The sequence below is a fragment of the Stenotrophomonas sp. YJH_SMC_130 genome, assembly GCF_059369035.1.
This window is the reverse complement of record NZ_JCAFSH010000023.1, coordinates 28,056-42,818: the sequence shown is the minus strand read 5'-3', so window position 1 is coordinate 42,818 and position 14,763 is coordinate 28,056. Positions and strand designations below refer to the sequence as shown.

Genomic DNA, 14,763 nt, shown 5'->3' with positions numbered 1-14,763 from the left:
CTGCTTACATCCACGGCTTCTACAATCCAGCCCGGCTACACTCGGCGCTGGGCTACCACTCGCCTAACAACTACGCCCGGCAGCTCCGGGCTGCCGCCTGAAACGGCTTCATGGCGTCCGTTTTCAGGGGGCCAGATCAGATACCCCCGCGAACCCACCCCGTCCGGCCTCTGACAGTTTCCGTGTGCGTCCGCCACGGAAAATCAAAAGAAAATCAAAATCAAAAGCGGGTCGCTTCGCTCGTATCCACGCGTGGCGTGGATGTGTGTCGACCAAGGTCGACACCTACCAACAGCAATGGTGCGCCGCGATCTGTCAGAGGCGGGGCGGTGTCGGGCGGCGGGGTATCCGCGGCATGGATGCCGCGGCTAAGCCTACACGGACGTACTTGCGGCGTCCCCGCCGCCCGACACCGCCCCGCCAAGCTTCAGGACACCAACCGCTGCTGTTGCTGTTGCTCTAGCCCTTCAGCGGGTCCCGGGCCGCAGGCCCGGGCACCAAAACCTTACCGGTCGTCGTGCAGCGTGCCGCCCGGCAGGAACACCCAGGTACGGGTGACCTGCAGGATGTCGATCTCGTCCTCGGTCTTTGGCAACGGCGGGAACGGCTGCGCCAGCGTCACCACCCGCAGCGCCGCTTCATCCAGCAGCGGCGTCCCGCTTGAACGCAGGATGCGGCTGCTCTCCACGCTGCCATCGCGCCGCACGCCCACGCTGATCACCACCTGGCCGCCGAGCCGTCGCTGCCGGGCCTCGTCCGGATAATTCAGGTTGCCGACGCGCTCGGCACGGTCGACCCAAGCACGCAGGTAATTGGCATAGGCATATTCACGCGTGCTGGCCGACACGAACTTGCGATTCGGGCGCTTGGCATACTGCGCCGAGCGCAGATGCACTTCGGCAGCCAGTCGCGCCATCTCCACATCGCGCTGCTCGCGTGCACTCAACGGCGCGTCCGGCTCGGGGCGTTCCGGGGTTGGCTGGGCCTGCGCCTGTGCCACCGAGTCCTGTCCGTTGCGGCTGCTGACCACCCGTGCCTGCGGCGGCGGAACCGGCGCGGCCGATTGCTGTTGCTGGGGAACCGGGCTGAGTCCGGATTGCGCCTGCGGCACGATGCCGGCCTGGTTGTCGCGCGGACGCTGTGCGCGGTCGTGCTCGCCACCGCCTTCCTGGTTGGCGGCGGCAAGGAAATCAGCCTGCTTTGGCGTCAGTGCGGTGCGCGTCTGGCTGAAGATCACTTCCAGCGTCGGCACCAGCGGAGCATCGCCTTTCACGGCGAAGCCCACGCCCAGGATCAGCAGGGCGTGGACCAGCACCGACAGTGCGATGGTGGCCCCCAGCCGTTGCGCTTCGCGTGGCGGCGGGGGCAGAACGGCGGGTGCGGACGGCATCAGCGCAGGCCGGCCTCGAGCGCGTCGAACAGGGTGCCGGCAATGTTCAAGCCGTACTGCGCGTCGAGCTCGCGCACGCAGGTCGGGCTGGTCACGTTGACCTCGGTCAGGTAATCGCCGATCACGTCCAGGCCGACGAAGCGCATGCCACGACGCTTCATCTCCGGGCCAACCTGGCCGGCGATCCAGCGGTCACGCTCGCTCAGCGGGCGCCCTTCGCCACGGCCGCCGGCCGCCAGGTTGCCGCGGAACTCGTCACCCTGGGGAATGCGTGCCAGGCAGTAATCGACCGGTTCGCCGTCGACCAGCAGGATGCGCTTGTCGCCGGCGGTGATGTCGGGAATGAACTTCTGGGCCAGCGCCAGCTTGCGGCCGCCGTCGGTCAGTGTCTCCAGGATCACGTTCAGGTTCGGATCGCCCTGGCCGCTGCGGAAAATCGAGCGGCCGCCCATGCCGTCCAGCGGCTTCAGCACGGCCTGGCCGTGTTCGAGGGCGAAGGCCTTCAGCGCCTTGGCATCGCGGCTGACCAGGGTCGGCGGGCAGCACTGCGGGAACAGCAGGGCGGCCAGCTTCTCGTTGTAGTCGCGCAGGCCCTGCGGGTTGTTGACCACGCAGGCACCGGCAGCGGCGGCCACGTCCAGCACCTGGGTGTCGTAGATGTACTCGGCGTCGACCGGCGGGTCCTTGCGCATCAGCACGATCTGGCCGGGCCCGAACTCGGTACGGCTGAACTCACCCAGCTCATACCAGCCGGCCGGGTCGTCGCGCACCTGCAGCGGCGCGGTCTGGGCCACCGCCACGCCACCTTCCAGGGCCAGTCCGCCCGGCCGCACGTAGTGCAGGGCATGGCCGCGGCGCTGGGCTTCCAGCAGCATGGCGAAGGTGGTGTCCTTGGCGATCTTGATGTGGGCGATGGGGTCCATCACCACGATGACGTTCAACGGCATGGTCGCACCTGTCAGGCAAGGCGTTGATGGTAGCGGCAACGCCGGTCGCGCGCCTCCCTGCCATACTGCAACGCAGCGTCCGCCCGGCGGTCGCGCACTCATTGCGAAACCCGTCACGTTCAGGAGGGGGCCATGCCCCGCGCCGTGGGGCGGCCTTGAAGCGGGCGCGGAAAGTGCGATATAGATACGCTTTCGCAGCGGCCCCCGCCAGAGATCGGGCCGTGCGCTTGGGGATAGGCAATGACTGAAAACACGACTGCGGGCGGGGAACTCGCAGGACTCCGGGTAATGGTCATCGATGATTCGAAGACCATCCGCAGGACTGCGGAAACGCTGCTCAAGCGCGAAGGCTGCGAGGTGGTCACCGCCACCGACGGCTTCGAAGCGCTTGCCAAGATCGCAGACCAGCAACCGCAGATCATCTTCGTCGACATCATGATGCCGCGCCTGGACGGGTATCAGACCTGCGCGCTGATCAAGGGCAACCAGCTGTTCAAGGCGACCCCGGTCATCATGCTGTCGTCCAAGGATGGCCTGTTCGACAAGGCGCGGGGACGCATCGTCGGCTCGGAGCAGTACCTGACCAAGCCTTTCACGCGTGAAGAACTGCTGGGTGCCATCCGCACATACGTCAACGCCTGACCAGGGGGGAAAGGCACAATGGCTCGTATCGTCCTGATCGAGGATTCACCGACCGACCGCGCGGTGTTCACCCAGTGGCTGCGCCGTGCCGGCCACGAAGTGCTGGAAGCGGACAACGCCGAGGATGGCCTGCAGCTGGTCCGCGACCAGGTGCCGCAGCTGGTGCTGATGGACGTGGTCCTGCCCGGCATGAGCGGCTTCCAGGCGACCCGTGCGATGGCCCGTGATGCGGCGATCAAGCACATCCCGGTGATCATCGTCAGCACCAAGGCGATGGAAACCGACAAGGCCTGGGGCCTGCGCCAGGGCGCCGCCGATTACATCGTCAAGCCGCCGCGCGAGGATGAACTGATCGCGCGGATCAACGAACTGGTGGCCTGATGCGCTCGCCCTTCGACATCCTTGAAGCCTATGAACGGCGCAGCCTGGCCCATGCGGTGCAGCTGCCCGGAAAGCAGTTTGCCCAGGACCTGTGGCGTGGCGTGGGTTTCCGCGTCGGTCAGCGCCGGCTGGTGTCCGATTTCCGCGAAGTGGTGGAAATCGTACCGATGCCGCCGGTGACCCCGGTACCCTGTGCGCAGCCCTGGCTGCTGGGCGTGGGCAACCTGCGCGGCAACCTGTTCCCGGTGGTCGACCTGAAGTACTTCCTGGAAGGCACGCGCACCGTGCAGCAGGAAGGCCAGCGCGTGCTGATCATGCGCCAGGCCGGCGGCGACGTCGCACTGACCATCGATGAACTGTTCGGCCAGCGCAGCTTCGAGCTGGACCAGCAGATCGAAGCGGGCACGTTGGCAGAAGGCCGCTACGGGCATTTCGTCGATCGTGCTTTCCATGCCGACGGCCATGACTGGGGCGTGTTCTCGCTCTCGCTGCTGTCGCGCACCCCTGAATTCCGGCAAGCCGCGGCCTGAGGCCAGGCATCGCCCCCTGCATTGAAGATCGAGGTTGAACGATGAGTACTGCTTCGGACGCCACCAAGACCGGCAAGCTGCGGCTGGGCGGCAGCAACCTCTGGCTGTTCCTGCTGCTGGCATCGATGATCCTGTTCGGCGTCAACACCGGCGTCGCCACCTGGCAGGGCAGCCGCCTTGCCGACGCCGGCTCCAAGGCCGCCGACCTGCAGGTGCTGTCGCAGCAGTTGGCCAACCAGGGACGTGACGCGGTCGGCGGCAACGCCCAGGCCTTCACCGCCTTCAAGGCCACCCGCAACGCGATCGAGCAGAACGTGTCGACCCTGCAGGGACGCTACGGCAAGGAGCCGGGCGTAGCCGGTGCCATCGCCACCCTCGGCGAGACCTGGGCGCCGCTGGGCAAGCAGGCCGGGCAGCTGGTGGCCAGCGAACCGGCCGTGCTGGCGCTGGCCGGCAACGCGAACAACTTCACCGGCGCAGTGCCGGGCCTGCAGGCCCAGCTGAACGAGCTGGTGCGTGCGATGTCCGCTTCCGGCGCGCCGTCGTCGCAGGTGTACAGCGCGCTGCAGCAGGTTGTGGTGGCCGGTTCGATGGCCCGCCGCGTGACCGAAATGCGTGCCGGTGGCAGCGCCGCGGCGACCTCCGGCGATGCGCTGGCACGTGACATCACCGTGTTCTCGCAGGTGCTCGACGGCCTGCGCAACGGCAACGAGGAACTGGGCATCACCGCCGTGCGCGGTGCCGCCGCCGTGGCCGCGCTGGAACAGTCACAGCAGAAGTGGGAAGCGATGAAGCAGGACGCCGACGCGATCCTGGCCAGCTCGCGCCAGCTGTTCGCGGCGCAGTCCGCTGCCACCGCGCTGGGCCAGGGTTCGGCCCACATGCTGGATGACAGCCGCAAGTTGTTCGACGCGTTCTCCTCGTTCGGCTCGGTATCCGACACCCGCCTGTTCCCGAACTTCTGGATTGGCGTGGTCTCCGGTGCGCTGTCGCTGATCGCGATCATCGGCTTCGTCTCCACCAACGTGCGCAGCCGCTCGCGCGAGCAGGAACTGCGCTACCAGACCCAGGTGGAATTCAACAGCCGCAACCAGCAGGCGATCATGCGGCTGCTGGACGAAATCTCCTCGCTCGGCGAGGGCGACCTGACGGTGAAGGCCTCGGTGACCGAGGACATGACCGGCGCGATCGCCGACGCGATCAACTACGCGGTTGATGAGCTGCGCCACCTGGTGACCACCATCAACGACACCTCGGCCAAGGTCGCGATGTCCACCCAGGAAACCCAGGCCACCGCCATGCAGCTGGCAGAGGCCGCGGGGCACCAGGCCAACCAGATCACCTCGGCTTCGGACCGCATCGGGGAGATCGCGGCGAGCATCGAGCAGGTGTCGCGCAACTCGGCCGAGTCGGCCGACGTGGCACAGCGCTCGGTGGTGATCGCTGCCGAAGGTGCCGGCGTGGTGCGCGAGACCATCCAGGGCATGGACCAGATCCGTGACCAGATCCAGGAAACCTCCAAGCGCATCAAGCGCCTGGGCGAGTCGTCGCAGGAAATCGGCTCGATCGTGGAACTGATCAACGACATCTCCGAGCAGACCAACATCCTGGCGTTGAACGCGGCGGTGCAGGCCGCGTCGGCCGGTGAAGCGGGCCGCGGTTTCGCGGTCGTGGCCGACGAAGTGCAGCGCCTGGCAGAACGCACCTCGGGTGCGACCCGACGCATCGAAAACCTGGTCCAGGCCATTCAGGCCGACACCAATGAAGCGGTCACCTCGATGGAGCAGACCACGGCCGAAGTGGTGTCTGGTGCGCGCCTGGCCGAGGACGCCGGTACCGCGCTGACCGAGATCGAACGCGTGTCAAACGCGCTGAACACCCTCATCAAGAACATCTCCATCGCCGCCCAGCAGCAGTCGGCCGCCGCCTCGGACATCACCCGCACCATGGGCGTGATCCGGCAGATCACCGGGCAGACCTCGCAGGGTGCCGGACAGACCGCCGAGTCGATCGGCCACCTCGCGCAGCTGGCGGCGGACCTGCGCCGTTCGGTCGCCGACTTCAAGCTGCCGGCGTGACGCGGGCAGGGCGGCGAGCAAGGAACCAGTCGATGAAGCATTTCCATTCCCCACGCCAGAACTCGCGCGGCCACCGCGCGGCGGCGAACGGAGCGCGTCCATGAGCAGTCTGCGCGATGCGATGAGCCACGCAGCGCTGGGCTGGGTCAAGCCCGAGCTGGACGAGACCCTGCGCCAGGTGCGCAACGAGGTCGAGTACTACGCCGAAGACCCGACCGATGCCAGCCGCATGCGCATCTGCGCCGGCTACCTGCACCAGGTGCAGGGCACCCTGCGCATGGTCGAGCTGTATGCCCCGGCGATGGTGGCCGAAGAACTGGAGCAGCTGGCCAATGCCATCGGCGCTGGTCGCGTGGCCGACCGTGATGAAGCCTGCGCAACCCTGATGCGTGGCAGCGTGCTGCTGCCCGACTATCTGGAACGCCTGCAGAACGGCCATCGCGACATTCCGATCGTGCTGATGCCGCTGCTCAACGAGATCCGTGCGTCGCGCGGCGAAGAAGGCGTCACTGACAGTGTGCTGCTGGCCTTTGCGCCGGAGAGCGTCACCGCCACCGAGGCCGAGCTGGACCATGCCCGTGGCAGCCTGAGCGGACGCAACCGCGAGCTGCTCGACACGGTCGGCAGTGCGGTGAAGGAAGAACTGCTGCGCATCAAGGATGCGCTTGACCTGCACCTGCGCACCGGTGGTGCGCCGGAACAGCTGCAGACCCAGGCCAACGAGCTTGGCGCCGTGGCCGACACGCTGGGCATGATGGGCCTGGGCGTGGCCCGCGGCGTGGTCGTGCAGCAGCGCGATGCGCTGCGCGGCGTGGTTGAAGGTCGCCAGCAGATTGACGAGAACCTGCTGCTGGATATTGCCGGTGCACTGCTGTACGTCGATGCCTCGCTGGACGACCAGGTTGCCCATCTGGGCGCCGGCGGCAGTGGCGAGGACGATCCGAGCGCGGTCGAGAACCGGCGCACGGTGGAGGTGCTGGCGCATGAAGCCATCGCCAACTTCGCCGCTGCCCGCGAGCATTTCGTCGCCTTCATCGAAACCAGCTGGAACCATGCCGAGCTGCAGGATGTACCACGCCTGCTGGGCGATGTGTCCGGCGCGCTGCGCATGCTCGACCTGGGTACCGCCGCCGATTACCTGCGCGGCGTGCAGCAGTACATCGAGGCCGAACTGATCGGCCGCCAGCGCGTGCCCAGTGGCCGCCAGCTGGACACCCTGGCCGATGCCATGGCCAGCCTGGAGTACTACCTGGAAGCCCTGCGCGACCGCCGCCCGGGCCGCGAGGACATCCTCGAAATCACCCGCAGCAGCCTCGAGGCTCTGCGCTACTGGCCGCTGCCGGAGCACAATGCCGTCGCGCCGGAAGCGCCGGCACTGCTGCCGGTCGAACGTGAGCCGGTTGCGTTGCAGGCCGAGCCGCTGCAGCCGGAGCGCATCGAGGTTCCGGTGCAGCCTGCGGCGCCCGCTGCCGGCGACGTGCCGGTGCCACTGCCGGACTTCACCTTCGATCCGCCGCCGGCCTCGCCGGCGCCGATGGTGTCCGACAACCGCTTGATGTTCGGCGCACTGGGCACCGTGGCCGCCAGCAAGGCTGATATCGATGCTTCGCCGTCGCCGACGCACGACGATGCGGAGGCATCGTTGGTCTTCGCGGCGTCCAGCGCACCTGCGCCGGATGTCCCGCAGTGGGAGCTGGCGCCGTTCCATCCGGAGGCCGACGCCATCGTGCCTGCCGATGACGAGCGCAGCCCGACCTTCGCCAGTTTCGATCCGGTCAGCTTCGAACTGGCTGACAGCGGCCACCCCGGTGCACCGCAGTGGTCGCTGTCCGAGGCGCCGCAGATGCTTGAGGACACCGCAGCGCCTGTGATCGATGAGATGACGGACGCGGTGGATTCCTCCGCGACCGCTTTCGATGCTGCACCGGTATTCGACCCGGTGGCGGCCGAACAGGATGCGGCTGCCGTGGCCGACGACGTGGTGTTCCGCTTCGATGCCGACGCGCTGGACAACGCTGACGACGTGCTGTCGCTGCATGCGATGGAAACGCTGTCGCTGGACGATGACGCCGCGTTGCATCCTTCGCTGGAGATCGTCGATGCCGTCGTCCCGCCGCTGGCCGATGTATCGCCCGCAGTGCTGGCCGAGGTGGATGAGGCCCCGGATGACCTGCCGGCAACGTTGATCACGCCGCCGTCGATCGAAGCGCCCATCCCGGCAGCGGAAACCTCGGCGCCGGCCGTGTCGGTGATCGATATCGACACCATCGCGCCGATCGATTTCAGCGAGGCCGACGCCCAGTTCTTCGCCGAGTTGAGTGCGGCCGCTGCCGGCTTCAATCCACAGGCGATGGCCGCTGCGGCAGCGCCGGAGGCGGTGGATTCGGCCGTTGCCGGGACCGATGCTGACACCAATGCGGGCTTCGACGCCGGTTTCGATGACGATGCCGAGAACATCGACGAGGACATCCGCGAGGTGTTCCTGGAAGAGTTCGACGATGAGCTGGCCAATCTCGGCACGCTGCTGCCGGCATGGCGGATGCAGCCGGACAACATGGACCGGCTGCGCCCGATCCGCCGCATCTTCCATACTCTCAAGGGCAGTGGCCGCCTGGTCGGCGCACGCACCCTGGGTGAGTTCGCGTGGAAGATCGAAGGCATGCTCAACCGCGTGCTGGATGGCAGCCGCGCTGCATCCCCCGCCGTGCTGGCGATGGTCGACAACGCGCATGCGGCGCTGCCCCAGCTGAACGCGGCGCTGCGCCATGGCCAGCGCATCAGCGTCGACCTGCAGGCCATGCAGGCCATCGCCGATCGTGTCGGTGCAGGCGAGGAAACCTACTACGTCCCCCTGCCTGGGGCCACTGCACCGGTCGCACCGCTGGCCGAAGCCGTGGGCGAAGACGAGATCAGCCGCATTCTCGACGCGGAGATTGCCGCTTCGGCGCTGGCCGATACCGCCGAGGAGGCCGAAACCACCGGCACGCCGGCCAACATCGACAGCGTGCTGCGCGAGATTCTCGAGGCCGAGGTGGAAGTCCACCAGGCCACCCTGCAGGACTGGCTGCGTTCGGCGCAGCAGGCACCGCAGCCGGTCAGCGACGCACTCCTGCGCGCAGTGCACACCATGAACGGCGCCTTCGCGATGACCGAAGTGCCCGAGATCACGGCTGTAACCGGCGGTGCCGAGTCCTACATCAAGCGTGCACTGGCCGCCGAGGTGGTGCCGAATTATGAAGGCGTGGCCGCGCTGGATGCGACCGCGCAGGCGATCACCGCCACCATGGAAGCGCTGCAGGCCGAACAGCCGCGCATCGCACCGCAACAGGTACTGGCACAGCGCCTGCAGGCGCTGGCCAGCGAGTTGCCGGAAGCGCGCTGGCCGATGGTGGGCCTGGAGGACGACGAAGCCGAGCTGGCGCTGGATGACGAACCGACGGCGGAATGGGATGCGGACGCCTCGGCAGCCATCGCGCCTGAAACCGATGCGGTACCGCCTTCGTCCGTCGCGCCGGAGCAGGAACCACAGGCAGTTGCCGATGTCGCCGAAGCCCCGGTCGAGGATGCGGCGATTGAGGGCGAGGGCGGGCTGGAGGTTGGTGAGCTGACCGCCAGCGACGATCTTTCGCGCTACTTCGATGCCGGATGGCCGTCGGTACCGGGTGAGGGAGCGGCGTCGCTACCGGTGGTCGAATCGATCCAGGTGGCCGACGATGTTCCGGGCGTTGAGGTAGACGGTGTCGAGACGGAGGCCGAAAGCGCGCCGCTGTTGGCCGACGATGCCGGTTTGACCGTCGTGGACGATCTGTCGCCGTACCTGGATGCCAGTGCGCTGCCGGTCGACGACCGCGATGCCGAAGAGATTCCGGATGCTGTCGAAGCCGTCGCATCTGACCTGAATGCGTCCTCGTTCGATCACGTGCACGTCGCTGACCCTGAGGCATTCGAGACGCCTGCTGCACTGCCACTCGACAGCGAGCTGTCGAGCCTGCAGGATGAAATGGCTGCGCCGGGGTTTGCAGAACCGGTCTCGCTGGACGCCGCGCTCGAGGCCGGCCTGCACGTGATCGACGAAGAGCAGCCCCTGGCCGACGACGGGCAATGGTCCGTGCTCGGCCTGCAGGCCAGCGAACTCGCGCCGGGCGAGGCGGAAGCCTTTGCCGAGGATGCGGACGTCGGCGGGGAGGCGGCGATCGGTGAAGGAGAGAGCGCCGATCAGCCGTCCCCGGCGACGGTGAATGAGGAGATCGCGGAGGCCGCGGCGCCGGCCACCGCCGAACCGGTCCGGTTCTTCGAACTGGAAGACGCGCCGGGCCAGGTGGAAGTCCACGCCGAAGCTGCCGATGCCGTGTCGGATGCCCCGGCCGTTGGCGCGCCTGACGCCGACGTGGCTGAAACCGTGGCACCCGACGTCCTTGACATCCCGGTGCCGGAAGACAGCGCCGATACGCTCGACTTCAGCGTCTACGATCGCGAGCTGGTCGACATCTTCGTCGAGGAAGGCAAGGACCTGCTCGACCACTGCGATGGCCTGATCAGCGAGCTGCGCGATGCGCCGCAGGACCGCGAGGTGCTGGCCGGCCTGCAGCGTGACCTGCATACCCTGAAGGGTGGCGCACGCATGGCCGGCATCAACGCCATCGGCGATCTTGGCCACAGCATCGAATCGTTGCTGGAAGCCGTCGCCGCTGGTCGCACCGAGATCGAACGCCGCGATGTGCAGTTGCTGGAGCGCGGATTCGATCGCCTGCACCAGCTGCTCACCCACACCGGCGACCATCGCGTGGTGGAACCGGCACAGGACCTGGTCGACGCGTTCGAAGTGCGTACGACCACCGATCTCGCTGCGGCAGCGGCGGCTGCCGTAGCTGTAGCCAACGTGGCGAGCGTCGCGGAAACTGTTTCGGCAGCGGTCGCCAGTCCGGCGCCGGCACTGCTCGACGCGCCGCTGTCGGCACCGCTGCCGGCCGAAGGCGTGGTCGATGAAGATCCGCTGGCACGCCCGCAGCAGGAACAGGTGCGCGTGCGCGCGGATCTGCTCGACCGCCTGGTCAACCATGCCGGTGAAGTGGCGATCTACCGCTCGCGCCTTGAGCAGCAGCTCGGCGCGTTCCGTGGTGCGATGGGCGAGCTGGAGCGCACCAACGCGCGACTGCGCGACCAGCTGCGCCGGCTCGACCTGGAAACCGAAGCGCAGATCGTCGCCCGCTACCAGCGTGAGCAGGACCAGGCAGACCAGAAGTTCGATCCGCTGGAGCTGGACCGCTTCTCCACGCTGCAACAGCTCAGCCGTGCGCTGAACGAATCGGCGGCCGACCTTGGCGGCCTGCAAGGGGTGCTGGACGATCTGTCGCGCCAGTACGATTCGCTGCTGCAACAGCAGTCGCGCGTCAGCTCCGAGCTGCAGGACGGCCTGATGCGCGCGCGCATGGTGCCGTTCGATGGCCTGGTGCCGCGCCTGCGCCGCGTGGTCCGGCAGTCCGGCATGGATACCGGCAAGCAGGTGCACCTGACCCTGGAAGGCACCCACGGCGAACTGGACCGCAATGTTCTCGATCGCATGGTCGCGCCGCTCGAACACATGTTGCGCAACTCGGTGGCCCATGGCCTGGAAGCGCCGGAACAGCGCCGCGCCGCCGGCAAGCCGGAAGAGGGCGAAGTTGCCATCCGCCTGCACCGTGAAGGCTCGGAAATCGTGCTGGAAGTGGCCGATGACGGTGCCGGCCTCGATCGCGAAGCGATCCGCCGCCGCGCCATCGACCGTGGCCTGTTGGCCGCCGACGCGCAGCCGAACGATCAGGAACTGGACAACCTGATTTTCGCCTCCGGTTTCTCCACCGCCGACCAGGTCAGCCAGCTGGCCGGTCGTGGCGTGGGCATGGACGTGGTGCGCAACGAAGTGCGCCAGCTGGGCGGCTCGGTCGACATCCAGTCGGTGCGCGGCCAGGGCGTGCGCTTCACCCTGCGCCTGCCGCAGACGCTGGCCGTCACCCAGGCGGTGTTCGTGCAGATCGGCGAGACCACCTTCGCCGTGCCGGTGGCCTCGGTCAGCGGTATCGGCCGCCTGTCGCGCGAACGTTTCGAGGCCGCCGACAGCAGCTACCGCTACAGCGGCGAAGACTATCCGTTGTATGACCTCGGCAGCCTGGTCGGGCAGGCCCCGGCGCGTGCCGATGGCCAGGACCAGGTGCCGCTGTTGCTGGTCCGTGCCGGTGACCTGCGTGCAGCCGTGGCGATCGACCAGGTGCTGGGCAACCGCGAAATCGTGGTCAAGCCGGTCGGCCTGCAGATCGCATCGGTACCGGGCATCTACGGTGCCACCATCACCGGCGATGGCCGCGTGGTGGTGATCCTGGACGTCGCGCCGCTGGTGCGCCGCTTCCTGGCCAATCCGACGGCACCGGTGCTGGCCAATGCGCCGCGCGACGAACGCCAGGTGCCGCTGGTGATGGTGGTCGATGACTCTCTGACCATGCGCAAGGTGACCGGCCGCATCCTCGAACGCCACAACTTCGAAGTCAGTGTCGCCCGCGATGGCGTGGAAGCACTGGAGCGGTTGGAAGAGCGCGTGCCGGACCTGATGTTGCTGGACATCGAGATGCCGCGCATGGACGGCTACGAGTTGGCCACTGTGATGCGTGCCGATCCGCGATACAGGGATGTGCCGATCGTGATGATCACCTCGCGCAGCGGCGACAAGCACCGCCAGCGTGCCTTCGAGATCGGTGTCCAGCGTTATCTGGGCAAGCCGTACCAGGAACTGGACCTGATGCGTAACGTGTACGACCTGCTGGGGATCGCCCGTGTCCGTGAGTGAAACCCATCCGGCCCCGGCCGTCGCCCTGCTGGCCCGCCCCGGTGCGGCGCGTGAACGCCTGCGCGAGGCGCTGGCGCATGCCGATGTACAGCTGGTCCTGGAAGATGATCCGAACGGCCTCGAGCCGCAGGTCCTGCAGGCCGCGGATCCGCAGTTCGTGGTGATCGCGCTGGAAGCTGCCATCGAGGACGCACTGGAACGGTTGGAATCCGCGCTCTCGGCACCGGGGCTGACCCTGGTGTTCGATGAGGCTGAGCTGGCCGCCCGCCGCGACGGCTGGGAGGCGCAACGTTGGGGGCGCCACCTGGCCGCCAAGCTGCACGGCCACCAGCAGGTGTTGCCGCCGGGCGCCGAAGAAGAGCCCAGCCTGCAGCTGGAGCCTGGTCATCCGGCGCCCGCGCCGGCGCCGCAGGAAGAAGCCCTGCGGCCACACCTGGAACAGGCGCTGAGCTGGGCCGATGACGTTCCGGCCGACGGCCTGTATTCGCCACCGGCAGACCTGCACGAACCGATCGCGCTGGAGCAGGCCCTGGCGGCGCTGCAGCCGGTCGTGCTCGAGCCTCTGGATCCGCCTTCGGCGCCGCACGCACTGGCCGAACCGGCGGCGCCCGCGACACCGCCGGTCTCCTTCGATCACACCGCCTGGTCGCTGGTCGAGGAATCGATCGAAGCACCCGTATCGGCAGAAGCCGTGGCGCCGGTCGTCGCGCCGCAGCCCTCGTTCGATACCGATCATTTGAGCCTGGTCGATCTGGATGCCGCCGCCCCGGCCGGTGCGCGTGCCGCATCGCTGCTGGTGCTGGCCGGCATCGGTGGCCCGGATGCGTTGCGTCGCCTGCTCGGCGCACTGCCCGCGTCGTTGAGCGTGCCGGTCCTGGTGCACATGCGTCTGGATGGTGGCCGCTACGGCAACCTGGTCAAGCAGATGTCCCGCGTTTCGCCGTTGCCGGTGCAGCTGGCCGAGGCCGGCCAGCACGCGGTGCCGGGCGAGGTGCACGTGCTGGCCGATGATATCGGCGTGCGCGCGGCCAGCGATGGCCTGCATTTCCAGAGCGATGCCAATGGTATTTCGCTCGCTTCGCTGCCGGCCGAACACACCGCGCTGGTGCTGCTCAGCGGTGCCGACCTGGCCCACGTAGGCCCGGCGCTGGACCTGGCTGCCGCCGGTGCGTGGGTGGCCGGGCAGGTGGGCGAGGGCTGCTATGACCCGGCGGCGGCCACCGCCGTGGTGGCTGCCGGCATGGTGGCCGGTGAACCGCAGGAACTGGCGCAGGCAATTGCCGCGCGCTGGGGTGAGCAGGACGACAACGGAGACGCACCATGAGCTACGCCAGCAATGACGAAATCCGCGGCGTCCTGATCCAGGCCGGCAACGAGCGCGTGCTGCTGCCCAATGCCACCGTGGCCGAAATGATGTCGCGCGTGCCGGTGCAGCCGGTCTCCGATGCGCCGCGCTGGCTGGTTGGCGAGATCGGCTGGCACGGCTGGCAGGTGCCGCTGGTGTCGTTCGCACGCCTTTCGGGGCTGGGCGAAGAGACGGTGGCCGGCCACAACAAGGTGGTGGTGCTGAAGTCCCTCAGCGGCAACGCGCAGCGCCCGTACTACGAGCTGCTGACGCAGAACTTCCCGCAGCTGATCTCGGTGCCGCGCGACGGCCTGCTGGCCGACGCCTCCGAAGAAACCCTGCCGCAGACCGTGCACATGCGCGTGCTGCTGGGTGAGCAGAGCGCGCTGTTGCCGAACCTGGACGCACTGGAAGCCGCCCTGGATTCACTGGCGGCCTGATCTACCAAACGGTAGTGCCGGCTGCCGACCGGCACCGAGCCGAGCATGGCTCGGCTCTACAAGGAAACTGCAATCTGGCGCGGGCCCTGTAGAGCCGAGCCTGCGCTCGGCTGCTGCCCTGGACGCGTTGGTCGCGGTAGTGCCGGCCGTTGGCCGGCAACCTCCTGATCCCGTGGATGCCGGCCAGCGGCCG

General features: G+C 67.9%; 9 protein-coding genes. 7 read left to right on the top strand and 2 right to left on the bottom strand.

Going from position 1 to position 14,763, the window contains the following annotated elements; all coding sequences use genetic code 11:
- Nucleotides 1-505: 505 nt before the first annotated feature.
- Nucleotides 506-1,390, bottom strand: a complete 885-nt coding sequence (locus AC5P5V_RS17015) for an energy transducer TonB (protein ID WP_134968907.1) — start codon at nucleotides 1,388-1,390, stop codon at nucleotides 506-508.
- Nucleotides 1,390-2,337 (bottom strand): glutathione synthase, encoded by a 948-nt coding sequence (gene gshB / locus AC5P5V_RS17010; protein ID WP_061478899.1) that lies wholly within the window; start codon nucleotides 2,335-2,337, stop codon nucleotides 1,390-1,392. The genes AC5P5V_RS17015 and gshB overlap by 1 nt, the downstream gene beginning before the upstream one ends.
- Nucleotides 2,338-2,577: 240 nt before the next feature.
- Here gshB and pilG point away from each other — a divergent pair, with 240 nt between their 5' ends.
- From pilG to AC5P5V_RS16975, 7 genes are all read left to right on the top strand, one after another.
- Nucleotides 2,578-2,979 carry a twitching motility response regulator PilG gene (gene pilG, locus AC5P5V_RS17005; RefSeq protein WP_005418455.1) on the top strand — a complete coding sequence of 134 codons (402 nt, stop codon included), beginning with the start codon at nucleotides 2,578-2,580 and terminating at the stop codon, nucleotides 2,977-2,979.
- Between the two features lie 18 nt (nucleotides 2,980-2,997).
- Nucleotides 2,998-3,360 carry a response regulator gene (locus tag AC5P5V_RS17000; protein ID WP_005410717.1) on the top strand — a complete coding sequence of 121 codons (363 nt, stop codon included), beginning with the start codon at nucleotides 2,998-3,000 and terminating at the stop codon, nucleotides 3,358-3,360.
- Nucleotides 3,360-3,890, top strand: coding sequence for a chemotaxis protein CheW (locus AC5P5V_RS16995; RefSeq protein ID WP_005418454.1), 531 nt, complete (start codon nucleotides 3,360-3,362; stop codon nucleotides 3,888-3,890). Before AC5P5V_RS17000 ends, AC5P5V_RS16995 begins: the two co-directional genes overlap by 1 nt.
- Before the next feature lie 41 nt (nucleotides 3,891-3,931).
- Entirely contained in the window at nucleotides 3,932-5,968 is a 2,037-nt protein-coding gene (locus AC5P5V_RS16990) for a methyl-accepting chemotaxis protein (protein ID WP_049415562.1), read from the top strand.
- Between the two features lie 100 nt (nucleotides 5,969-6,068).
- Nucleotides 6,069-12,785, top strand: coding sequence for an Hpt domain-containing protein (locus AC5P5V_RS16985; RefSeq protein ID WP_134968905.1), 6,717 nt, complete (start codon nucleotides 6,069-6,071; stop codon nucleotides 12,783-12,785).
- Nucleotides 12,772-14,109, top strand: a complete 1,338-nt coding sequence (locus AC5P5V_RS16980; protein WP_231352256.1) for a chemotaxis protein CheB — start codon at nucleotides 12,772-12,774, stop codon at nucleotides 14,107-14,109. Before AC5P5V_RS16985 ends, AC5P5V_RS16980 begins: the two co-directional genes overlap by 14 nt.
- On the top strand, nucleotides 14,106-14,570 hold the full coding sequence (locus AC5P5V_RS16975) for a chemotaxis protein CheW (RefSeq protein WP_495215962.1): 465 nt from the start codon (nucleotides 14,106-14,108) through the stop codon (nucleotides 14,568-14,570). The genes AC5P5V_RS16980 and AC5P5V_RS16975 overlap by 4 nt, the downstream gene beginning before the upstream one ends.
- The last annotated feature ends 193 nt before the right edge of the window (nucleotides 14,571-14,763 follow it).